This is a genomic window from Pseudomonas sp. BF-R-30 (genome assembly GCF_019956175.1).
Classification (GTDB): domain Bacteria; phylum Pseudomonadota; class Gammaproteobacteria; order Pseudomonadales; family Pseudomonadaceae; genus Aquipseudomonas; species Aquipseudomonas jessenii.
Genome location: NZ_JAHBDE010000066.1, coordinates 114,249 through 136,626 on the forward strand (window position 1 = coordinate 114,249; position 22,378 = coordinate 136,626).

At 61.1% G+C, this 22,378-nt stretch carries 14 protein-coding genes; 7 read left to right on the forward strand and 7 right to left on the reverse strand.

Annotation, left to right across the window (positions count from 1 at the left end; all coding sequences use genetic code 11):
- Positions 1-17: 17 nt before the first annotated feature.
- A complete protein-coding gene (gene smc / locus KGB20_RS24990) occupies positions 18-3,506 on the reverse strand; it encodes a chromosome segregation protein SMC (protein WP_150812384.1) in 3,489 nt (1,162 codons plus the stop codon).
- A 2-nt stretch (positions 3,507-3,508) separates the two neighbouring features.
- Positions 3,509-4,168 (reverse strand): GntR family transcriptional regulator, encoded by a 660-nt coding sequence (locus KGB20_RS24995; RefSeq protein ID WP_102668964.1) that lies wholly within the window; start codon positions 4,166-4,168, stop codon positions 3,509-3,511.
- A gap of 277 nt (positions 4,169-4,445) precedes the next feature.
- Here KGB20_RS24995 and xdhA point away from each other — a divergent pair, with 277 nt between their 5' ends.
- From xdhA to guaD, 4 genes are all read left to right on the forward strand, one after another.
- Positions 4,446-5,900, forward strand: coding sequence for a xanthine dehydrogenase small subunit (xdhA, locus tag KGB20_RS25000; protein ID WP_150812383.1), 1,455 nt, complete (start codon positions 4,446-4,448; stop codon positions 5,898-5,900).
- Positions 5,893-8,292, forward strand: a complete 2,400-nt coding sequence (gene xdhB / locus KGB20_RS25005) for a xanthine dehydrogenase molybdopterin binding subunit (RefSeq protein WP_150758869.1) — start codon at positions 5,893-5,895, stop codon at positions 8,290-8,292. Before xdhA ends, xdhB begins: the two co-directional genes overlap by 8 nt.
- A gap of 146 nt (positions 8,293-8,438) precedes the next feature.
- Positions 8,439-9,281 (forward strand): xanthine dehydrogenase accessory protein XdhC, encoded by an 843-nt coding sequence (gene xdhC, locus KGB20_RS25010; protein ID WP_057715689.1) that lies wholly within the window; start codon positions 8,439-8,441, stop codon positions 9,279-9,281.
- A gap of 8 nt (positions 9,282-9,289) precedes the next feature.
- Positions 9,290-10,594: a guanine deaminase gene (gene guaD / locus KGB20_RS25015; protein WP_154860679.1), complete on the forward strand. Its 1,305-nt coding sequence runs from the start codon at positions 9,290-9,292 to the stop codon at positions 10,592-10,594.
- 164 nt (positions 10,595-10,758) lie between these two features.
- On the opposite strand, the gene KGB20_RS25020 is transcribed toward guaD, so the two are convergent.
- Positions 10,759-11,523 (reverse strand): GntR family transcriptional regulator, encoded by a 765-nt coding sequence (locus tag KGB20_RS25020; protein WP_007971481.1) that lies wholly within the window; start codon positions 11,521-11,523, stop codon positions 10,759-10,761.
- A 342-nt stretch (positions 11,524-11,865) separates the two neighbouring features.
- Here KGB20_RS25020 and KGB20_RS25025 point away from each other — a divergent pair, with 342 nt between their 5' ends.
- Positions 11,866-13,080 (forward strand): benzoate/H(+) symporter BenE family transporter, encoded by a 1,215-nt coding sequence (locus KGB20_RS25025; protein WP_150812380.1) that lies wholly within the window; start codon positions 11,866-11,868, stop codon positions 13,078-13,080.
- Between the two features lie 111 nt (positions 13,081-13,191).
- On the opposite strand, the gene KGB20_RS25030 is transcribed toward KGB20_RS25025, so the two are convergent.
- Positions 13,192-13,536 carry a YggL family protein gene (locus KGB20_RS25030; protein ID WP_007971486.1) on the reverse strand — a complete coding sequence of 115 codons (345 nt, stop codon included), beginning with the start codon at positions 13,534-13,536 and terminating at the stop codon, positions 13,192-13,194.
- Between the two features lie 234 nt (positions 13,537-13,770).
- Between KGB20_RS25030 and dacB the strand changes: the two genes are divergently transcribed.
- Positions 13,771-15,231, forward strand: coding sequence for a D-alanyl-D-alanine carboxypeptidase/D-alanyl-D-alanine-endopeptidase (gene dacB, locus KGB20_RS25035; RefSeq protein ID WP_150812379.1), 1,461 nt, complete (start codon positions 13,771-13,773; stop codon positions 15,229-15,231).
- Positions 15,232-15,351: 120 nt separating this feature from the next.
- On the opposite strand, the gene KGB20_RS25040 is transcribed toward dacB, so the two are convergent.
- Both KGB20_RS25040 and rlmKL read right to left on the reverse strand, forming a co-directional pair.
- Positions 15,352-17,751, reverse strand: a complete 2,400-nt coding sequence (locus tag KGB20_RS25040) for a diguanylate cyclase (protein ID WP_154946552.1) — start codon at positions 17,749-17,751, stop codon at positions 15,352-15,354.
- Positions 17,752-17,964: 213 nt separating this feature from the next.
- On the reverse strand, positions 17,965-20,235 hold the full coding sequence (gene rlmKL / locus KGB20_RS25045) for a bifunctional 23S rRNA (guanine(2069)-N(7))-methyltransferase RlmK/23S rRNA (guanine(2445)-N(2))-methyltransferase RlmL (protein WP_057715695.1): 2,271 nt from the start codon (positions 20,233-20,235) through the stop codon (positions 17,965-17,967).
- A gap of 530 nt (positions 20,236-20,765) precedes the next feature.
- On the opposite strand from rlmKL, the gene rmf reads away from it, so the two are divergent.
- Positions 20,766-20,981, forward strand: coding sequence for a ribosome modulation factor (rmf, locus tag KGB20_RS25050; RefSeq protein ID WP_003223300.1), 216 nt, complete (start codon positions 20,766-20,768; stop codon positions 20,979-20,981).
- Between the two features lie 249 nt (positions 20,982-21,230).
- Here rmf and KGB20_RS25055 read toward each other — a convergent pair whose 3' ends face one another.
- Positions 21,231-22,250 carry a quinone-dependent dihydroorotate dehydrogenase gene (locus KGB20_RS25055; RefSeq protein ID WP_090454050.1) on the reverse strand — a complete coding sequence of 340 codons (1,020 nt, stop codon included), beginning with the start codon at positions 22,248-22,250 and terminating at the stop codon, positions 21,231-21,233.
- Positions 22,251-22,378: the final 128 nt, after the last annotated feature.

Genomic DNA, 22,378 nt, shown 5'->3' on the forward strand with positions numbered 1-22,378 from the left:
CTTCCTACAACCCCGACTCAGGCATCCACCATCGCCATCGCCTCCTCGACATCCACCGCCACCAGACGTGAACAACCGGGTTCGTGCATCGTCACACCCATCAGTTGTTCGGCCATTTCCATGGCGATCTTGTTGTGGGTGATATAGATGAACTGCACTGTCTGTGACATCTCTTTTACCAATCGCGCGTAGCGTCCAACGTTAGCGTCATCCAGTGGCGCGTCAACCTCATCGAGCATGCAGAACGGCGCCGGGTTCAACTTGAAGATCGCAAAAACCAGGGCCAATGCGGTCAGGGCCTTTTCGCCGCCGGAGAGCAAATGGATGGTGCTGTTCTTCTTTCCTGGCGGCTGCGCCATGATTGTTACCCCTGTATCGAGTAGATCTTCGCCCGTCAGTTCCAAATACGCGCGGCCTCCACCGAAAACTTTTGGGAAAAGCGCCTGTAAACCGCCATTGATCTGATCAAAGGTATCCTTGAAACGGTTGCGGGTTTCCTTGTCGATCTTGCGAATCACGTTCTCAAGGGTTTCAAGGGCTTCCACCAGATCGTCGTTCTGCGCATCCAGATAACGTTTACGCTCCGATTGTTGCTGGTACTCATCGATGGCCGCCAGGTTGATCGCGCCCAGACGCTGGATCCTGGCGGCGATGCGCTCGAGTTCTTCCTCAGCTTCCTTCTCGCTGGCCTCGGCAGTCAGTGTCGCGAGTACGCCGTGGAGATCGTAGCCGTCTTCCAGCAATTGGTCCTGCAAAGTCTTGCGGCGTACGGTCAGGGCCTGCCATTCCATGCGCTGGGTTTCGAGCTGGCTGCGAATCAACTGGGATTGCTGTTCGGCCTGGCTGCGACGCTTCTCGGCGTCGCGCAGTTCGCGGTCGGCATCTTCGAGGGCGATCTGCGCGGTCTTGAGCTCTTCGTCGACGGTCATGCGCTTGTCGAGCAACTCCTCGAGTTTCAGGCGCAGCTCTTCCAGTGGCGCCTCGCCCTCCTCCAGATTGAGGCTCAGTTGCTCGCGTTTTTCAGTCAGGCGCTCGGACTGCATCTCCAGCCGCTCCAGCGCCTGGCGCGTCGAATCATGCTGCGCCTTGAGCGAGCCCAGACGCACCGCCAGCTGATGGGCGTGATCCTTGTGCTGCCGCGCTTCCTGACGCACCCGGTCCAGACGCTCACGCAGGCTGTCGCGCTGGGCCAGCAGCAACTCACGCTGCTCGGTGTCCTGCGCCATGCTGTCGAGGGCTTCCTGCAATTGCAGGCGCGCTTCGCCGATGTTTTCGTGTTCCAGCGCTCGCTGCTCATCGAGTTCGATGAGCTCTTCGTCGAGGCGGGTACGGCGCAGGGTCAATTGTTCGGCCTTGGCCTTGCCGGCAGACAATTGAGCCTTCAACTCACCTTGCTGACGTGCTTCGTCCTGCAGCAAACGGCGCAGATGTTCGCGACCGTTCTCCTGCTGACGCTGCTGTGCCCTGAGATTTTGCAGTCGGGTTTCCAGGGTTTCGACAGCGGCTTCGCGCTCTTCGCGCTCCAGGCCCAGTTGCTGGATTTCCTGACCCCGGGCGAGCACGCCGCTTTCCGCTTCACTGGCCCGACGCACCCGCAGAAAATGCCGACCGACCCAGTAACCGTCGCGGCTGATCAGGCTCTGCCCGGCAGCCAATTGACTGCGCAAGACCAAGGCCTGTTCGAGGCTGTCCACCGGCTTGACCTGCCCCAGCCATGGCGACAGATCGAGCTGCGCCTCGACCTTGTCCAGCAGGCTGCCCGGCACCCGTACGCCATCGCTGGACGGGCTGAGCAAGCGCAAGTCGCCCTGGGCAAACCCGGACAGATCGAAATCGTTGAAATCGTCCACCAGCACCGCTTGGAGGTCGGCACCCAGCACGGTTTCCACCGCCAGCTCCCAACCCGCCTCAACCTTCAGGCCTTCGGCCAGGCGCGGGCGATTCGCAAGATTCTGTTCGCGCAGCCACTCTGCGGTACCGGTGCCCGGGTCGAGCGCGGCTTGCTGCAAAGCTTCGAGTGAAGCCAGCCGACCGTTGAGGCGCTGCAAATCGCCTTGCGCCTGCTGTTGCGCGGTCAGCGCTTGCTGCAGTTCCTGACGCAACTGCTCAAGCTTTTCGACCTGGGCTTCTTCGCTGGTCTGCAAATCCTCGAGCGTCGCTTCGGATTCAGCGAGCTGCTCGCTGAGCGCCATGATCGCCGCGTCTTCCGGGTCCGCCGAGAGCAAGGCGCGTTCTTCGCCAAGACGCTTCTGGCGATCGGCCAGGCGCTCCAGGCTGGTTTCCAGCTGCTGGATCCGCGATTGCTGCACTTCGGCCTGACGGCGCGGCTCGGCGGCGGTGAGGTTGAATGCATCCCACTGCTCTTGCCAGCCGTGCATGGTGGTTTCGGATTCTTCCAGCGCGGCAGCGGCCTCTTCGGCGGCGGCGCTGGTGACTTCCTGCTCCGGGGTGAGCATGTCCAGCTCTTCGCCGAGGGTCAGCAGCAGCGTGCGGTCGTGGCCCAGGTGCGATTCGGTTTCCAGGCGCGCGCGCTCGGCCTCTTTCAGGTCATCCTGCAACTGGCGCAAACGCTGCTGACCGTGCTGGATGCTCTGCTCGACCCGGGCAATGTCGCCGCCGACCGAGTAGAAGCGCCCCTGCACCAGGTTGAAGCGTTCCGACAGGTCGTGGTGCCCGTCACGCAGGCGCTCGATGCTTGCGTCGGCATTGCGCTGTTCGGCCACCAAGGCTTCGAAAGAAACTTCCTGGTTGCCGATGATCGCTTCACGCTGGCCGACCTGATCGTTCAGCGCCTGCCAGCGCAGGGCCGACAGTTGGGCCTTGAGCTGACGCTCCTCGCCCTTGAATTCCTGATACTTCTTGGCGGCCTCGGCCTGGCGGTGCAAGCGTTCGAGCTGACGCTCAAGCTCTTCGCGCAGGTCGGTCAGGCGCTCAAGGTTTTCGTGGGTGCGGCGGATGCGGTTTTCCGTCTCGCGCCGGCGCTCCTTGTACTTGGAGATACCCGCGGCTTCTTCAATGAAGTTGCGCAGGTCTTCGGGCTTGGACTCGATCAGCTTGGAGATCATCCCCTGCTCGATGATCGAGTAGCTGCGCGGGCCAAGGCCGGTGCCTAGGAAGATGTCGGTGATGTCGCGGCGCCGGCATTTGGTGCCGTTGAGGTAATAGGTGGTCTGGCTGTCGCGGGTCACTTTGCGGCGAATGGAGATTTCCGCATAAGCGGCGTACTCCCCGAGCAAGGTGCCGTCGGAGTTGTCGAACACCAGTTCGATGCTCGCCTGGCTCACCGGCTTGCGGCTGGTGGAGCCGTTGAAGATGACGTCGGTCATCGATTCGCCGCGCAGGTTCTTCGCCGAACTCTCGCCCATCACCCAGCGCACGGCGTCGATGATGTTCGATTTGCCGCAGCCATTGGGCCCGACCACCGCCGCCATGTTACTGGGGAAGTTCACCGTGGTCGGGTCGACGAAGGATTTGAACCCCGCCAGCTTGATGCACTTGAGCCGCAAGATCAGGCGTCCGTCAAGGCGGATATCACCAGATCGCAACTGCGCTGGGCGTAAGCCGTCAGCACTTCGCGAATCTGCACGAAGTCACGGGCCAGCACGGCAGCGAGCAAGCGCTCGAACAGCTCGAGGAATTCGCTCATCGACGCTTTGCGCTGGTCCAGCGCGAGGAAATACGCACGGCTCATGGCCGGCTGCAGATTCTCGACTGTCTCCTGCAAGTACGGGTTGTTGGCGAACGGGTACGCGGCGCGCATCACGTTGAAGCTATCGTCGACGAAAGTGCGGATGTCCTGACGCTCGTAGCTGGCAGTCAGGCGTTGCTGGATCTGCACGAACGGCGCCATGTCGGCCTGGGTTTTCCAGCCGCTGGCCACGGAGTTACCGAGCAGGATATAGAGTTCGCTCATCAGCGTGCACAGGCTCTGCACCTTGTGCGGTGTGAGCTCGGTGACGTGGGCGCCACGTCGCGGCAGGATCGCGATCAGGTGCCGACGCTCGAGGATCAGCAAGGCCTCGCGGACCGAACCGCGGCTGACGTTGAGGGCCAGCGTGACCTTCTGTTCCTGGATGCGCTCTCCGGGCTTCATTTCGCCGCGAATGATGCGTTCGGCGAGGTGGTGAGCGATTTGCTCGGCGAGGCTGTCCGGCGCCTTGAACGTCATGGTTGTCCTTCAAACTCTTTGATCTGTACAAGCGGCGCAGTGTAGCGCAATTGCTGCGTCAGGGCGGAGTGCCCGCCCGGAGGTTTTTGGCACGATTCAAGCAAATTCAAGCAAAAAGGCAGGCTATCGAACCAGCGACAATAATTAAGGAACAGGTGGTTAATCGACAAATTGCAATTTCCTGACCTTTAAGTCAGAAAATCATTGACCGAAAAGTCAGACCTGCTAAATTCAGTTCCTATCGGTTAACAACAATAATGAGTCTGCGAGGCCTTCCGTGATCCAGTTTTTACTAAACCAGGAACTCCGTAGCGAGCACGCCCTGGACCCGAACCTGACCGTGCTCAATTATCTGCGCGACCATGTGGGCAAACCCGGCACCAAAGAAGGCTGCGCCAGCGGTGACTGCGGCGCCTGCACCGTGGTGGTCGGCGAATTGCAGACCGATGATGACGGCCGCGAACACATTCGCTATCGCAGCCTCAACTCGTGCCTGACCTTCGTGTCGTCCCTGCACGGCAAGCAACTGATCAGCGTCGAAGACCTCAAGCACAAAGGTGAACTGCACAGCGTGCAGAAAGCCATGGTCGAGTGCCACGGCTCGCAATGCGGCTTCTGCACCCCAGGCTTTGTGATGTCGCTGTTTGCCCTGCAAAAGAACAGCGATGCACCGGATCATGCCAAGGCCCACGAAGCACTGGCCGGCAACCTCTGCCGTTGCACCGGCTACCGGCCGATCCTGGAAGCCGCCGAACAGTCCTGCTGCGCCAAGCAACCGGACCAGTTCGACGCCCGCGAGGCCGACACCATCGCACGCCTGAAAGCCATTGCCCCGACCGATATCGGCGAACTCAACAGCGGCGACAAGCGCTGCCTGGTGCCCCTGACCGTGGCCGACCTGGCCGACCTCTACGACGCTTATCCACAGGCCCGCCTGCTGGCCGGCGGTACTGACCTGGCGCTGGAAGTCACGCAGTTCCACCGCACCCTGCCGGTGATGATCTACGTCGGCAACGTCGCCGAGATGAAGCGCATCGACCGCTTTGACGATCGCCTGGAAATCGGCGCCGCCACGTCCCTGTCCGATTGCTACGAGGCCTTGAACGCCGAGTACCCGGACTTCGGTGAATTGCTGCACCGCTTCGCGTCCTTGCAGATCCGCAACCAGGGCACCCTGGGCGGCAACATCGGCAACGCCTCGCCGATTGGTGACTCGCCGCCCCTGCTGATCGCCCTCGGCGCGCAAATCGTGCTGTGCAAAGGCGAAACCCGCCGTACCCTGGCGCTGGAAGATTACTTCATCGATTACCGTGTCACTGCGCGCCAGGAAAGCGAGTTCATCGAGAAGATCATCGTGCCCCGCGCCAGCGTCGAAAAACTGTTCCGTGCCTACAAGGTTTCCAAGCGCCTGGACGATGACATCTCGGCAGTCTGCGCCGCCTTCAACATTCGCCTGGAAAACGGCGTCGTCGCTGAAGCCCGCGTCGCCTTCGGCGGCATGGCCGCCATCCCGAAACGCGCCGCAGCCTGCGAAGCCGCGTTGCTCGGCTCGCCATTCAACAACGCCACTGTCGAACGCGCCTGCGCTGCCCTGGGTGAAGACTTCACGCCGCTCTCGGACTTCCGCGCCAGCAAGGAATATCGCCTGCTCAGCGCACAGAACCTGCTGCGCAAATACTTCATCGAACTGCAAACACCGCACATCGAGACTCGGGTGACCGCTTATGTCTAATCATCACGCCGTAGAGAAGACCCAAGCCGAATTGGCTGAACTGTTCGCCAAGGACCTGACCACCGGTGTCGGCCGCAGCGTCAAGCACGACAGCGCCGCCAAGCATGTGGCCGGTGAAGCGCAGTACATCGACGACCGCCTGGAGTTTCCGAACCAGTTGCACGTTTATGCGCGCATGTCGGACCGTGCCCACGCCCGGATCATCAGCATCGACACTTCGCCCTGCTACGCCTTTGAAGGCGTGCGCATCGCCATCACCCACGAAGACGTGCCGGGCCTGAAGGACATCGGTCCGTTGCTGCCGGGCGATCCGCTGCTGGCGATCGATACCGTGCAATTCGTCGGTCAACCGGTGATCGCCGTGGCGGCGAAAGACCTGGAAACCGCGCGCAAGGCAGCGATGGCCGCAATCATCGAATACGAAGACCTGGAGCCTGTGCTGGACGTGGTCGAAGCCCTGCGCAAGCGCCACTTCGTACTCGACAGCCACACCCACAAACGCGGCGATTCGGCCACGGCGCTGGCCACTGCCGAACATCGCATCCAGGGCACGCTGCACATTGGTGGCCAGGAACACTTCTACCTGGAAACCCAGATCTCTTCGGTGATGCCGACCGAAGACGGCGGCATGATCGTCTACTGCTCCACGCAGAACCCCACCGAAGTGCAGAAGCTGGTGGCCGAAGTGCTGGACGTGTCGATGAACAAGATCGTCGTCGACATGCGCCGCATGGGCGGTGGTTTCGGCGGCAAGGAAACCCAGGCGGCCAGCCCTGCGTGCCTGTGCGCGGTGATCGCGCACCTCACCGGCCAGCCGACCAAGATGCGTCTGCCACGGGTCGAAGACATGCTGATGACCGGCAAGCGTCACCCGTTCTATGTCGAGTACGACGTGGGCTTCGACAGCACCGGCCGCCTGCACGGCATCAACCTGGAACTGGCCGGCAACTGCGGTTGTTCCCCTGACCTGTCGGCGTCGATCGTCGACCGCGCGATGTTCCACTCGGACAACTCGTACTACCTGGGCGATGCGACCATCAACGGTCACCGCTGCAAGACCAACACCGCGTCGAACACCGCCTACCGTGGTTTCGGCGGCCCGCAAGGCATGGTCGCCATCGAAGAAGTGATGGATGCCATCTCTCGCCATCTGGCCCTGGATCCGTTGGCCGTGCGCAAGGCCAACTACTACGGCAAGACCGAGCGCAACGTCACCCACTACTACCAGACCGTCGAGCACAACATGCTCGAAGAGATGACCGCGGAACTGGAAGAAAGCAGCCAATACGCCGAGCGCCGCGAAGCGATCCGTCGCTACAACGCCAACAGCCCGATCCTGAAAAAAGGCCTGGCACTGACCCCGGTGAAATTCGGTATTTCCTTCACCGCCAGCTTCCTCAACCAGGCCGGTGCCCTGGTGCACGTCTACACCGACGGCAGCATCCACCTGAACCACGGTGGCACCGAAATGGGCCAGGGCCTGAACACCAAGGTCGCGCAAGTCGTGGCCGAAGTGTTCCAGGTGGAAATGGACCGCGTGCAGATCACCGCGACCAACACCGACAAAGTACCGAACACCTCGCCGACCGCCGCGTCCAGCGGTGCCGACCTGAACGGCAAGGCCGCGCAGAACGCCGCCGAAACCATCAAGCAACGCCTGGTGGAATTCGCGGCTCGCCAGTACAAGGTCAGCGAAGAGGACGTGGAATTCCACAACGGCCACGTGCGGGTTCGCGATCACATCCTGACCTTCGAAGCGCTGATCCAGCAGGCGTATTTCGCCCAGGTGTCGCTGTCGAGCACCGGCTTCTACAAGACCCCGAAAATCTACTACGACCGCAGCCAGGCTCGCGGCCGTCCGTTCTACTACTTCGCCTTTGGCGCGGCGTGCTGCGAAGTGCTGGTCGACACCCTGACCGGCGAATACAAGATGCTGCGCACCGACATCCTCCACGACGTCGGCGCCTCGCTGAACCCGGCCATCGACATCGGTCAGGTCGAGGGCGGTTTCATCCAGGGCATGGGCTGGCTGACCATGGAAGAACTGGTGTGGAACAACAAGGGCAAGCTGATGACCAACGGCCCGGCCAGCTACAAGATCCCGGCCGTGGCGGACATGCCGCTGGACCTGCGGGTGAAGCTGGTGGAAAACCGCAAGAACCCCGAAGACACAGTGTTCCATTCCAAGGCCGTGGGCGAGCCGCCGTTCATGCTCGGCATCGCCTCGTGGTGTGCGATCAAGGACGCCGTGGCGAGCCTGGGCGATTACCGGCATCAACCGAAAATCGACGCCCCGGCGACGCCGGAGCGAGTGTTGTGGGGCTGTGAGCAGATGCGCCAGTTGAAGGCGGCGAAGGCTGTCGAGGCTGAGACCGAGTTGGCTTCGCTCTGAGACCGAGGTGCGGCCTTCGCGAGCAAGCCCGCTCCCACAATGGATCTCCAGTGGGCATAAATTTTGTGAATGACAGAGATCAAAATGTGGGAGCGGGCTTGCTCGCGAAGAGGCCGGTACAAACAACAGAGATGTTGAGGTGAAACATGTACAACTGGATCGACGCCCTCGCCGACCTGCAAAACCAGGGTGAGCCCTGCGTGCTGGTTACCATCATCGAAGAGCTCGGCTCGACGCCGCGCAACGCTGGCTCGAAGATGGTCATCAGCGCGAACCAGAGCTTCGACACCATCGGTGGCGGGCACCTGGAATACAAGGCCATGAAGATCGCTCGCGAGATGCTCGCCAGCGGCAAGCAGGACACCCATCTGGAGCGCTTCAGCCTCGGCGCCAGCCTCGGCCAGTGCTGCGGTGGCGCGACCGTATTGCTGTTCGAACCGATGGGCCAGGTTCAAGCGCAGATCGCCGTGTTCGGTGCCGGCCACGTCGGCCGCGCCCTGGTGCCACTGCTGGCCAGCCTGCCTTGCCGGGTGCGCTGGATCGATTCGCGGGAAGATGAATTCCCCGAGCAGATCCCCCATGGCGTGCGCAAGATCGTCAGCGAAGAACCGGTGGATGAAATCGATGATCTGCCGGCCGGCAGCTACTACATCGTGATGACCCACAACCATCAACTCGACCTCGAACTGACCGCTGCGATCCTCAAGCGCAACGACTTCGCCTACTTCGGCCTGATCGGTTCGAAGACCAAACGGGTGAAGTTCGAACATCGCCTGCGCGACCGCGGTTTCGACAACAGCGTCGTGCAACGCATGCGCTGCCCGATGGGCATCGGCGAAGTCAAAGGCAAGCTGCCTGTGGAAATCGCCATCTCCATCGCCGGCGAAATCATCGCCACCTATAACGCGAACTTCGGCCAGCAAACCTCCAGCGCCGGATCGATTGCCAAACTGCTGCCTGCCTCACGCCGCAGCCAAGCCTCCAACTGAGAATTCTCATGCCTCTGACTCGCAAAGCCTACCGCGCCGCCATCCTGCACAGCATCGCCGACCCAGCCGTCGTTGGCATCGAAGCCTCCTACGAGTATTTCGAAGACGGCTTGCTGGTTGTGGATAACGGCCAGATCAGCGCCCTCGGTCACGCCAGCGAACTGCTGCCGACCCTGCCGGCTGACGTCGAAATCACCCACTACCAGGATGCACTGATCACCCCCGGCTTCATCGACACCCACATCCACCTGCCGCAAACCGGCATGGTCGGCGCCTATGGCGAGCAACTGCTGGACTGGCTCAACACCTACACCTTCCCGTGCGAAAGCCAGTTCGCCGACAAGGCCCACGCCGACCAGGTCGCGGACATTTTCATCAAGGAACTGCTGCGCAACGGCACCACCACTGCGCTGGTATTCGGCAGCGTGCACCCGCAATCGGTGAACTCGTTCTTCGAAGCGGCCGAGCAGCTCGACCTGCGGATGATCGCCGGCAAGGTGATGATGGACCGCAACGCCCCGGACTACCTGACCGACACCGCCGAATCCAGCTACGTCGAAAGCAAGGCGCTGATCGAGCGCTGGCACGGCAAGGGTCGCCTGCACTACGCGGTCACCCCACGCTTCGCACCGACCAGCACCCCGGAACAACTGACCCTGGCCGGCCAGCTGCTGACCGAGTACCCGGATCTGTACATGCAGACCCACATCAGCGAAAACCTCAAGGAAATCGAGTGGGTCAAAGAGCTTTTCCCGGAGCGCAAGGGTTACCTGGACGTCTACGATCACTACCAGTTGCTCGGCGAACGCTCAGTGTTCGCCCACGGTGTGCACCTGTGCGATGACGAGTGCGCGCGACTGGCAGAAACAGGTTCGGCCATCTCGTTCTGCCCGACCTCGAACTTCTTCCTCGGCAGCGGCCTCTTCAACCTGCCGATGGCCGAGAAGCACAAGCTCAATGTCGGTATCGGCACCGATGTGGGTGGCGGCACCAGTTTCTCGCTGCTGCAGACCCTCAACGAAGCCTACAAGGTCATGCAACTGCAAGGTGCACGCCTGAGCCCGTTCAAGTCGCTGTACCTGGCCACCCTCGGCGGCGCCCGCGCATTGCGCCTGGAAGACAAGATCGGCAACCTGCAACCGGGCACCGACGCCGACTTCCTGGTGCTGGACTACAACGCCACGCCGCTGCTGAGCTATCGCCTGAAGCAGGCCAATAACATCGCCGAGACATTGTTTGTGTTGATGACCCTGGGGGATGACCGGACGGTGCAGCAGACCTATGCGGCGGGGAATCTGGTGCATCAGCGGTAAAAGTTTGCGCCCATAAAAAATCCCCCGTGATCATCAGATTCCGGGGGATTTTTTTGACCCTCTGTAGGAGCGAGCCTGCTCGCGATGGACTCAAGGGCGCCGCGGGTTTTCAGATGCCCCGCGTAATCGTTAACGACCATCGCGAGCAAGTTCGCTCCCACAGATCAGATTTTCGCGGGCGAACGGCCAGGCTTCTTGGTCTGCAGCAAATGCGAGAACACCGCATGCAGATCATCCGACGCACTTTCCTCATCGAGGTTGAGTTTGCTGTCGATGTGATCCATGTGATGCATCATCAGGTTCACCGCCAGTTCAGCGTCGCGCTTTTCGATGGCGTCGATCAACTGGGTGTGCTCGTCGTAGGAGCAATGGGAACGGTTGCCGCTTTCATACTGGGCGATGATCAGCGACGTCTGGGACACCAGGCTGCGCTGGAAGCTGATCAACGGGGCGTTCTTCGCCGCTTCGGCCAGTTTCAGGTGAAACTCGCCCGACAAACGGATACCGGCACCGCGATCACCGCGCGAGAAGCTGTCGCGTTCATCGTTGACCATCTGGCGCAACTCGGCAATCTGCTCGGCGGTAGCGTGCTGAACCGCCAATTCGGTGATCGCACGCTCGACCAGACGGCGGGCCATGAACACCTGACGGGCTTCTTCGACGCTCGGGCTGGCGACCACGGCGCCGCGATTCGGACGCAGCAGCACCACGCCTTCATGGGCCAGGCGCGACAAGGCGCGGCGAATGATGGTGCGGCTGACCCCGAAAATTTCCCCCAGCGCTTCTTCGCTCAACTTGGTGCCGGGCGCCAGACGCTGCTCGAGGATGGCCTCGAAGATATGCGCGTAGACAATATCGTCCTGGGTACCGCTGCGGCCGGCTTTGCCTGCTCGCGGTTGTTTCTTTAGGGGTTGCAACTGTTCGTTCATGGGCACTCGAGTCGGAAGAACTGCGGCGAATTGACCGTGACTGTAATACGGCACAGTGGGTCGCTGGCAAGTATCGCGTAAAAAACACTGCGATTGTACACAATGGAGGGTGGCAACACGACTGTACGGCTGAATGTTGCCTCGGCTGTATCGCAACGCCTGGTTACTTTTGAGTTTAGGCTTGTTCGCAGAATCCGCCTTCCTGTGGGAGCGGGCTTGCTCGCGAATGCAGTCTGTCAGCAACATCAATGTCGACTGACACGCCCTCTTCGCGAGCAAGCCCGCTCCCACAAGGTTCTGCATCGCTGCGGACATCTTCATTTGTTAAGGAACATCCCCGTCATGAACGACGCCACCCACACGCAAATCCGTCCGCTGGCCGACACCTCGCCCTCGGCCATCGTCGCCGGCTTCATCGCCATGATGACCGGCTACACCAGCTCCCTGGTGCTGATGTTCCAGGCCGGGCAAGCGGCGGGCCTGAGCAGCGGGCAGATTTCTTCGTGGATCTGGGCGATTTCCATCGGCATGGCGGTGTGCTCCATCGGCCTGTCCTTGCGTTATCGCACGCCGATCACCATTGCCTGGTCGACCCCGGGCGCAGCGCTGCTGATCACCAGCCTGGGCGGCGTGAGCTACGGCGAAGCCATTGGTGCCTATATTACCTGCGCGGTGCTGGTGACGATTTGCGGGCTGACCGGCAGCTTCGAACGACTGGTGAAAAAGATTCCGGCATCCCTGGCCGCCGCCCTGCTGGCGGGGATCCTGTTCAAGATCGGCAGCGAGATTTTCGTCGCAGCGCAACACCGCACTGCCCTGGTACTGGGGATGTTCGTCACTTATCTGGTGGTCAAGCGCCTGTCGCCGCGCTATGCGGTGTTGGCGGCATTGCTGATCGGCACGGCATTGTCAGGGTTCATGGGGTTACTGGACTTCAGCGGCTTCCACCTGGAAGTGGCCACGCCGGTCTGGACCACACCGCATTTCTCCCTGGCCGCGACCATCAGCATCGGCATCCCGCTGTTTGTCGTCGCCATGACCTCACAAAACATGCCCGGCATCGCCGTATTGCGCGCCGATGGCTACACGGTACCCGCCTCGCCGCTGATCACCACCACCGGCATCGCCAGTTTACTGTTGGCACCGTTCGGTTCCCACGGGATCAACCTGGCGGCCATCAGCGCAGCGATCTGCACCGGGCCCCACGCCCATGAAGACCGTAACAAGCGCTACACCGCAGCGGTCTGGTGCGGGGTTTTCTACGGCATCGCCGGGGTGTTCGGCGCAACGCTCGCGGCATTGTTTGCCGCGCTGCCCAAGGAACTGGTGCTGTCGATTGCGGCGCTGGCGCTGTTCGGCTCGATCATCAATGGCTTGAGCATCGCCATGAGCGAAGTGAAGGAACGTGAAGCGGCGCTGATCACCTTCATGGTCACCGCATCGGGGCTGACGCTGTTTTCCATCGGTTCGGCGTTCTGGGGGATTGTCGCGGGGGTGGTGACACTGCTGATCCTGAACTGGAGGAGCGAGCCTGCTCGCGATGGTCGTCAACGATAACGCTGGAAACCTGAGACCCCGCGGCGCTCTCAGGTTCATCGCGAGCAAGCTCGCTCCTGCAAAAAAGCAAAAAAAAACGGCGACCCTCGGGTCGCCGTTTTTTTCAGAACATCAAGCTACCGGATTGATCGGCTTTTCCGGGTACCAGACGTCCAGCAGCGGGCTGACTTCAACGCTGGTCAGCTCGGTGCGGCCTTTGAGCCAGGCTTCAACGGCAGCGCGCTGTTCAGCGCTGACCGAGCCACGCTTCTGCAGGCAAACCAGACCGTAGTCATCGCCGCCAACATAGCCCAGACCGTTGGCTTCCATGGCTTCTTTGAGGAACGCGTCGAGGAAAGCATCAATGGCTTCATCAGCCAAATCTTCTTTGAAATCCAGGTTCAGTTCGAAACCCAGCTCTTGAAATTCATCGACGCACAGTTTTTTGCGCAGACGCTGGGAACGGTTAGTCGCCATTGGAACAATCCTCTTAAGTAATAACGGGCGGCACTTTAGCAGTTTAAGCCGCCGATTGCCTGACTCTCTGGGCCACCACGCCTACCGTCGGTAAAAAAATAGCCGATCAGGATGCTCGCGCACGGCACAAGCCGTGACACCTTGGGGCATAATGCCGACACTTTCATGACCATTGAGGGAATTTATCTCCATGCCCTCTTTATATTTCCCCTCGGCTGTAGGGTTTTATTTCAGATGATCAAATCTTTACGTCCTTTGCTGTTGGCCGGTTTTCTTCTCCCCCTGGCCCTCCACGTTTGCGCCGCTCCAATCAATACCGCGTTGTCGCCCAACGTTGAAAAAGCCCTGAAAGCCAGCAAGCTGCAGGACAACGCCCTGTCGCTGGTGATGATCCCCCTCACCGGCCCCGGCACCCCGACGGTGTTCAACGCCGACGTGTCGGTCAACCCGGCATCGACCATGAAACTGGTCACCACCTACGCGGCGCTGGAAATGCTCGGCCCGAACCACCAGTGGAAAACCGAGTTCTACACCGACGGCACCCTCAGTGGCGGCATTCTCAACGGCAACCTCTACCTCAAGGGTGGCGGCGATCCGAAGCTGAACATGGAAAAACTCTGGCTGCTGATGCGCGACCTGCGCGCCAACGGCGTGACCCAGGTCACCGGCGACCTGGTGCTGGATAAAACCTTCTTCGTGCAACCGCAACTGCCGGAGTTCAATGACGACGGCAACGACGATAACAAGCCGTTCCTGGTCAAGCCCGACTCGCTGCTGGTCAACCTCAAGGCGCTGCGCTTCGTCGCGCGCAATGACTCGGGCAAGGTGCTGGTCTCGGTGGAACCGCCGATTGCGAGCATCCGCATCGACAACCAGGTCAAGGCTCTCAACTCCAAGCAATGCACCGGTGGCGTGCGCTACAACCCGGTGACTCAGGCCGACGGCAGCGTGACCGTGACGGTCGGCGGCCAACTGGGGGAAGGCTGCAGCTCGCAGACTTACCTGTCGCTGCTCGACCACGCGACCTACACCGCCGGCGCCGTCCGCGCGATCTGGAAGGAACTGGGTGGCAGCATTCAGGGCAGGGATGTGCTGGCGCCAACACCGAAAGACGCCAAGGTCCTGGCCCGGGCGTTCTCGCCGGACCTGGCGGAAATCATCCGCGACATCAACAAGTACAGTAACAACACCATGGCCCAGCAGTTGTTCCTGAGCCTGGGCCAACGCTTCCGCACCGATGCCGATGGTGACGATGCCAAGGCTGCCCAGCGTGTCGTGCGTCAGTGGCTGGCGAAAAAGGGCATCACCGCGCCGCACCTGGTGATGGAGAACGGCTCCGGCCTGTCCCGTGCCGAGCGTGTCAGCGCCCGAGAAATGGCGTCGATGCTGGAAGCTGCCTGGCACAGTCCGTATTCCGCCGAATACATCAGTTCGATGCCGATCGCCGGCACCGACGGCACCATGCGCAAACGCCTGAAGACCACTGCGATGCGCGGTGAAGCCCACGTCAAGACCGGCACCCTGAACACCGTGCGGGCGATCGCCGGTTTCAGTCGCGACGTCAACGGCAACACCTGGGCGGTGGTGGCGATCCTCAACGACAAGGCCCCGTTCGGCGCCTCGTCGGTGCTCGATCAGGTGCTGCTGGATCTGTACCGCCAACCGAAAACACCGCAAACGGCTTCGGTTCTGTAAAGCGCCACATAACCCTGTGGGAGCGGGCTTGCTCGCGAAGACGGCGGCACATCCAACATCGATGTGACTGACAAATCGCCTTCGCGAGCAAGCCCGCTCCCACAGGGATTGCATGCAACCCTAGTTCATTTCCTCTTCTACCCGATCCCTTCCTGCCTGCTTCGCCGCGTAAACCCCGGAATCCGCGCGCAACAGCAAAGCATCGGCGCCCTCCCCGACTCGCCAACTGGCAATCCCGAAACTGGCAGTGACCGTACCGACACCTTCAATGGGTGAACTGCGCAGGCCTTGCCACAATTGCTGGGCCAACATATAGGCCTGTTCGCCGCTGATATCCGGGCACAGCACCATGAACTCCTCACCGCCCAAGCGGCAGAACACATCGGTGCGACGCAGCCGGTGGCCGATCCGTTGGCACACGGCCTGCAACACCCGATCACCGATGGCATGACCATGCAGGTCATTGATGCGCTTGAAATGGTCGATATCGAGCATGATCACCGACAGATCCCCACCGCCACGCTCCACCCGGGCCATTTCGATGGTCAAGCGCTCCTGGAAATAACGCCGGTTGTGGATACCGGTCAGGGAATCGGTGACCGACAACGCGCGCAACTCTTCTTCCACCCGCTTCCTATCGGAAATGTCCGAGATGTAGCCGTGCCACAGCACACCGCCACCGGGCAGTTCCTCTGGCGTGGCCTCGCCACGTACCCAACGCAGACCCCGTTGCGGCAATTGCACGCGGTATTCCTCGCGCCAGGGGCTGAGGGTGTCGGCCGAGGCGCGGATCGAGGCACGGACACGGGTGCTGTCCTGGGGGTGAATCCGGGTGAAGATCGCTTCGGCATTGAGCAGCAGCACGTCAGGTTCCAGCTCGTAGATCTCGCGAATGCCGTCGCTGGCGTAGATCACGCTGAAACGCCCGTCGAACTCCATCTTGAACTGGTAGATGCCACCGGGCACGTGGGCGCTGAGTTTCTTCAACAACAGATCCCGCGCCGCGAGCGCCTCATGGACCCGCTTACGCTCGGTGATGTCTATGCACACCGCCAGGTGCCCGACCCACAGGCCTTGCTCGTCGAGCACTGGCGTGGCGAGCATGTTGACTGTCAAATGGCTGCCGTCGCCACGTACCAGCGTCCACTCCCGCGCCTCGTGGCTGCCCTGCGCGTCGCCTTCGACCAGCATCGCCTGGCAGGTCGGCACCGGTTTACCATAGCGTGCGCTCAACTCTGCCGAGCGAGCGACCAGCTCCCGGGGCAGGTGCAGGCTCTCCAGGGTCATATGCCCCACCACCTCGGCACTGGTATAGCCAAGCATCTGCTCAGCACCGGCGTTGAAGGTGCTGATGACACCGCGCAGGTCAGTGGCGATGATCGCGACCTGGGTGGCGGCATTCAACACACCACGCAACTGACCATGGGTGCCGCGCAGCTCCTGCTCTCGATCCCGTAGCTCCTGGGTGCGTTGCTCGACCATTTTCAACGCCCGCTGCCGCTGGCTGACCAACACATACAGCAAGGCACTGAGCATCACGCTGAGCATTCCACCCAACACCACCACACTGGTCACGGAGGAATGATTGGCCTTCACGAACGCATCGCTGGGCTGGATATCGACTTGATAGTCATGGTCGGCCATGCGCAACAGGCGCGTGGCCGTCAGCTCGCTGATGGCCGGCGGGTTGGGTGACTCGAACAGCACCTCGTGCTGGTCATCGATCGACAAATCGAGGATGCGCACCGCGAGATAGTCATGGCTGGCGTCCGGCAGTCCGTCCGCCAACAACTGGCGCATGCTGATCACGGCCATGACATAACCGTAGGGCTTCGTGGATTTGCGGTCCTGACTGCTGCGCTGCATGAGCGGCGCGACCAGCAGCACGCCGCGGGCATAAGCCGGTTCGATACTTACCAGATGCATCGGTTGTGATACCGCCATACCGCCACGCTGATCGGCCCGAGCGAGCGTGGCACGCCGCAGCGGCTGGGCCAGCAAGTCGTAACCGAGGGGAGCGCCGAGTTTGCTTTGCGTCTGGCTGTACAGCACCGCCACGTACTCATCTCGCTCGCCGGCCAGTTGCAGTTGGCCGTCGGCGTTGAGCTCTCTCAGGGTGAAGTTGTTCAAGCCCTCGTCTCGCACCCGACGCTCGAACGCCACCCGCTCGTCACGAGTGACCCGCTGGGCATAGGAATACGCTTGGGTTCGCAGCAGCAAAGGTTGGGTGTAGCCGTCGAATTCCGCTCGGGACACCGAATCGGAATTGGCGAAAAACCGGCGCAAGCCGTCGAGGCGCTGCTCCTGATCTTCGAAACGCTCTTCGATACGGCTGTAACGTTCACTGGCCAGCAGTTGGAAACGTTGCCGCAATTGATGGTGAAACAGATTCAGCGTCGACCACGCCAGCAACCCGGTGAGCACCCCGCCAACCAGCAATACCAGCAGCGCGACCAACCAGGCCGAGGCATCTTCGCTGATTATTCCCAGGATCCTGGGGCGCACGGCGTGCAACGACATAAAACGCAAACTCAAAACGCCAGGTGCGGAGAAGCCCTTTGGCCATGAACTGAGTTATAGCTATTAGCCACTAATTTGACCAGCACTGAACAACTCTGTAGGAGCGAGCTTGCTCGCGATGGTCGATAACGATAACGCGTGCTTTCTGAATACACGCGGCGCTTTCGGGTTCATCGCGAGCAGGCTCGCTCCTACAGTGAATCAGCACAGCTATCAACGAGCCGTGATTTTCCAGGCGCGATGGATCTTGGCGTTGCGGGCAAAATCCGGGTCGATGGTCTGGGCGGTGATCTCCTCGACTGCATAACGCTCGCCGAGATTGGCTTCCAGTTCAAACTTGCGGAAGTTGTTGGAGAAGTACAACACGCCGCCGGGCGCCAGTCGCGCCATGGCCAGGTCGATCAGTTGCACCTGGTCGCGTTGCACGTCGAAGACACCTTCCATGCGCTTGGAGTTGGAGAACGTCGGCGGGTCGATGAAGATCATGTCGTACTCGTCACGACTGGCTTCGAGCCACGCCATCACATCACCCTGCTCCAGACGGTTCTTGTCGGAGAAACCGTTCAACGACAGGTTGCGACGCGCCCAGTCCAGATAGGTTTTCGACAGGTCGACACTGGTGGTGCTGCGCGCGCCGCCCTTGGCCGCATGCACACTGGCCGTCGCGGTGTAGCAGAACAGATTGAGGAAGCGCTTGCCGGCCGCCTCTTTCTGGATACGCATGCGCATCGGCCGGTGGTCGAGGAACAGACCGGTGTCGAGGTAGTCGGTGAGGTTCACCAGCAGCTTCACGCCACCCTCATTGACCTCGACGAACTTGCCCTGTGCCGCCTGGCGCTCGTACTGCTTGGTGCCGCTCTGGCGCTCGCGGCGCTTGACCACCACACGGCTCTTGTCGATGTTCAACGCCTGCGGGATGGCTGCCAGGGCATCGAACATGCGGGCCGAAGCCTTTTCCGGATCGATTGATTTCGGCGCGACGTACTCCTGGACATGCACCCAATCGTGATACAGGTCGATGGCCATGGAGTATTCCGGCATGTCGGCATCGTACACGCGGTAGCAGTCGATGCCTTCACGCTTGACCCACTTGCCCAGGGCCTTGAGGTTCTTTTGCAGGCGGTTGGCGAACATCTGCCCGCCTTCGCTCAGGCGCGGCTGCTCGACCACTGGAGCCGGTGCCGGCGCCGGTTTGATCGGGTTGCCGTTTTTGTTGAACTTGCGTTCCTGCGGTTCGTTCGGCGCCTGATCGTAGGCGGCTTGCTCGCGCTCGACCTGGCGCTGCTCCGGAGTACGACGCTCGCCGGTGACGAATTGATCCGGCAACACCTTGATCAGCAACAGCTTGCACGGCAAGGCGCCGTTCCAGAACGAATACTGCTTGTGGCTGCGGATGCCCATGCGCTTGCCCAGGTCCGGGGCGCCGGTGAACACCGCGGCTTCCCAGTTGAGGCAAGCCTGACGCAGGCGTTCGCCAAGGTTCTGGTAGAGGTAGAGCAGGCTCGCCTCGTCGCCCAGACGCTCGCCGTATGGTGGGTTGCAGATCACCAGGCCTTTCTGGTTCTGGTCCGGACGCGGCTCGAAGGTCGCGACTTCACCCTGGTAGATCTTGATCCACTCACTGAGGCCGGCACGCTCGACGTTGTTGCGGCCCGGTTGAATCAGGCGCGGGTCGGCTTCGTAACCACGAATCCATAGCGGCGGCTTGGCCAGGCCGGCCGCGGCGCGTTCGGTGGCTTCTTCGTGGAGTTTTTTCCACAGCGCCGGTACGTGACCGAGCCAGGCGGTGAAGCCCCACTGCTCGCGACGCAGGTTCGGCGCCATGTCGGCGGCGATCATGGCGGCTTCCACCAGGAACGTGCCGACGCCGCACATCGGGTCGGCCAGAGCGCCGCCTTCGGCCGCGATACGGGGCCAGCCGGAACGGATCAGGATGGCGGCCGCGAGGTTTTCCTTGAGCGGCGCCGCACCTTGCTGCAAGCGATAGCCGCGCTGGTGCAGGCTGTGACCGGACAGGTCAAGAGACAGAATGGCTTCGCCACGATCCAGGCGCAGGTGAATGCGCAGGTCCGGGTTGAGCTTGTCGATGGACGGACGGTCGCCTTGCGGGGTGCGCAGTTTGTCGACGATGGCGTCCTTGACCTTCAGCGCGCCGAAGTGGGTGTTGTCGATACCTGAGCCATGGCCGCTGAATTCGACGGCCAGGGTGCCGTCATTGAGCATGTGGTCTTGCCACTCGATGTCCAGCACGCCGTGGTACAGGTCTTCGGCGTCCTTCATTTGGAAACGCTTGAGCACCAGCAGCACGCGGTTGGCCAGGCGCGACCACAGGCACAGGCGATAAGCGGTTTCCATGGTGGCCATGCCGCGTACGGCAGAGGTGTGCTCCCGCGCTTCCTCAAGGCCAAGCCCGACGGCTTCCTCGATGAGCAGGCCTTCAAGGCCTTTTGGGCAAGTGAGGAAGAGTTCGAAACGATCGGACATGGGAATTCCAGAACCTTTAGCTAAGTGACCGGGCAACGCATTGCCGGTCCGGTTTTCAATCAGGCGCTTTTCTCGAAGAGCGCCCGCGTGGCACGAAGGTGTGCCGTTCCACCCCTGCTGCTCGGGTTAAATGAGCTTAGATGCAAGGACAGATAAAAAAGTTGATGCAACAAAATGTCATAAGTCGACCCTTCGTCGAATAGTGCTTCCCGGCAACGGGAGCCATTCTCACTAAAGGATTAAGCCCATCATCCAGCGCAGAGCCGATCATACCGGGGTTTGGCCAATAAATACGCTACAAACGCTCTGTTACTTATGGCGTTAGCACATGAACGGTTACGTCCTTATGACAAAACGATCATTCCCTCGATGTGACGCATTGGTTAGAACTCAATACAGGTTGGCGCCGCAATGACGCCAACACCTTGGCTCGTCACGCCGGCAACGAGCCCCCAACGGCAGAGTTTTTCTGCCAGACCTCAATAGAGGTCGACGCGATAAATACAGTCAACAAGTGAGGGCAACACCCTATGAGAAGACTTAAGCGTGATCCGTTGGAAAGAGCATTTTTGCGCGGATATCAATATGGCGTTGGTGGTAAATCCCGTGAGCTTTGCCCATTTACTCTACCGTCGGTACGTCAAGCCTGGATTAACGGCTGGCGAGAAGGACGCGGCGACAACTGGGACGGTATGACCGGCACTGCGGGAATCCACAGACTCAACGAACTTCACGCCGTCGGCTAATTACAGGGCAGAACACTCCGACACGACAATCTGATTTGTACTGAATTAACCATGCACGTCCCATCCGGACGGCGGGCTCCGGCCCAGGGGCTCCTTTAAAGGGGCCCTTTTTTATGCCTGCTGATTGACCCGGAACAATCCCCCTGTAGGAGCGAGCCTGCTCGCGATGAACCCGAGAACACCGCGTGTATCCAGAAAGTACGCGTTATCGTTATCGACCATCGCGAGCAGGCTCGCTCCTACAAGGGATCAGCGTAGCGCTGCGATGGCGTCTACGGACTCACGAATCAGCGCCGGGCCTTTGTAGATGAAGCCCGAGTAGATCTGCACCAGGCTCGCGCCCGCGGTGATTTTCTCCGCTGCATGCTTGCCTTCGGTAATACCGCCGGCAGCGATGATCGGCAGCCGACCACCCAGCTCCGATGCCAGCACTTTCACGGTGTGGGTGCTCTTGTCGCGAACCGGCGCGCCGGACAGACCACCGGCTTCTTCGCCGTGCTCCATGCCTTCGACGCCTACACGGCTCAGGGTGGTGTTAGTCGCAATGACCGCATCCATCCCGGTTTCGATCAGCGCTTGCGCAACTTGTGCGGTTTCTTCGTCGCTCATGTCCGGCGCGATCTTGATCGCCAGCGGTACATGTTTGCCATGACGCAATGCCAGTTCCGCGCGGCGCTCGGCCAGATCGGCCAGCAACTGCTTGAGCGAGTCACCGAATTGCAGGCTGCGCAGGCCTGGCGTGTTCGGCGAGCTGACGTTGACCGTCACATAGCTGGCGTGGGCGTAGACCTTGTCCAGGCAGATCAGGTAGTCGTCCACGGCACGCTCGACCGGCGTATCGAAGTTCTTGCCGATGTTGATGCCCAGCACGCCCTTGTATTTGGCCGCCGCCACGCGGGCCAGCAGGTGATCGACGCCGAGGTTGTTGAACCCCATGCGATTGATGATCGCCTCGGCTTCCGGCAGACGGAACAGGCGTGGCTTCGGGTTGCCCGGCTGCGGACGTGGCGTGATGGTGCCGATTTCGACAAAACCGAAACCCAGTTGGGCGAAACCATCGATGGCCGCGCCGTTCTTGTCCAGGCCGGCGGCCAGCCCCACCGGATTCGGGAAGTCCAGGCCCATGACATTCACCGGCGTCTTCGCCGGGGCCTTGCACAGCAAGCCGTTGAGCCCAAGACGCCCGCCCGCGCCGATCAGGTCCAGGGACAGATCGTGGGAGGTTTCCGGGGAGAGTTTGAACAACAGCTGACGGGCCAGGGTGTACATGGGCGGATTTGACTCGATTGGCGGCGAATTGAGGCGGCGATTATAGCCGGGCACGGGGTGGCAAGCGAGGCGCGTGATCAAATCAACGGATAATGGCATATGCCTTGCACCACTCTGGGCACCAGCAC

Coding starts and splice junctions, on each gene's coding strand:
- xdhC (WP_057715689.1), top strand. CDS start 8,439: ATGTACAACTGGATCGACGCCCTCGCCGACCTGCAAAACCAGGGTGAG.
- KGB20_RS25030 (WP_007971486.1), bottom strand. CDS start 13,536: ATGGCGACTAACCGTTCCCAGCGTCTGCGCAAAAAACTGTGCGTCGAT.
- guaD (WP_154860679.1), top strand. CDS start 9,290: ATGCCTCTGACTCGCAAAGCCTACCGCGCCGCCATCCTGCACAGCATC.
- KGB20_RS25020 (WP_007971481.1), bottom strand. CDS start 11,523: ATGAACGAACAGTTGCAACCCCTAAAGAAACAACCGCGAGCAGGCAAA.
- dacB (WP_150812379.1), top strand. CDS start 13,771: ATGATCAAATCTTTACGTCCTTTGCTGTTGGCCGGTTTTCTTCTCCCC.
- rmf (WP_003223300.1), top strand. CDS start 20,766: ATGAGAAGACTTAAGCGTGATCCGTTGGAAAGAGCATTTTTGCGCGGA.
- KGB20_RS25025 (WP_150812380.1), top strand. CDS start 11,866: ATGAACGACGCCACCCACACGCAAATCCGTCCGCTGGCCGACACCTCG.
- KGB20_RS25055 (WP_090454050.1), bottom strand. CDS start 22,250: ATGTACACCCTGGCCCGTCAGCTGTTGTTCAAACTCTCCCCGGAAACC.
- KGB20_RS25040 (WP_154946552.1), bottom strand. CDS start 17,751: ATGTCGTTGCACGCCGTGCGCCCCAGGATCCTGGGAATAATCAGCGAA.
- KGB20_RS24995 (WP_102668964.1), bottom strand. CDS start 4,168: ATGACGTTCAAGGCGCCGGACAGCCTCGCCGAGCAAATCGCTCACCAC.
- rlmKL (WP_057715695.1), bottom strand. CDS start 20,235: ATGTCCGATCGTTTCGAACTCTTCCTCACTTGCCCAAAAGGCCTTGAA.
- xdhB (WP_150758869.1), top strand. CDS start 5,893: ATGTCTAATCATCACGCCGTAGAGAAGACCCAAGCCGAATTGGCTGAA.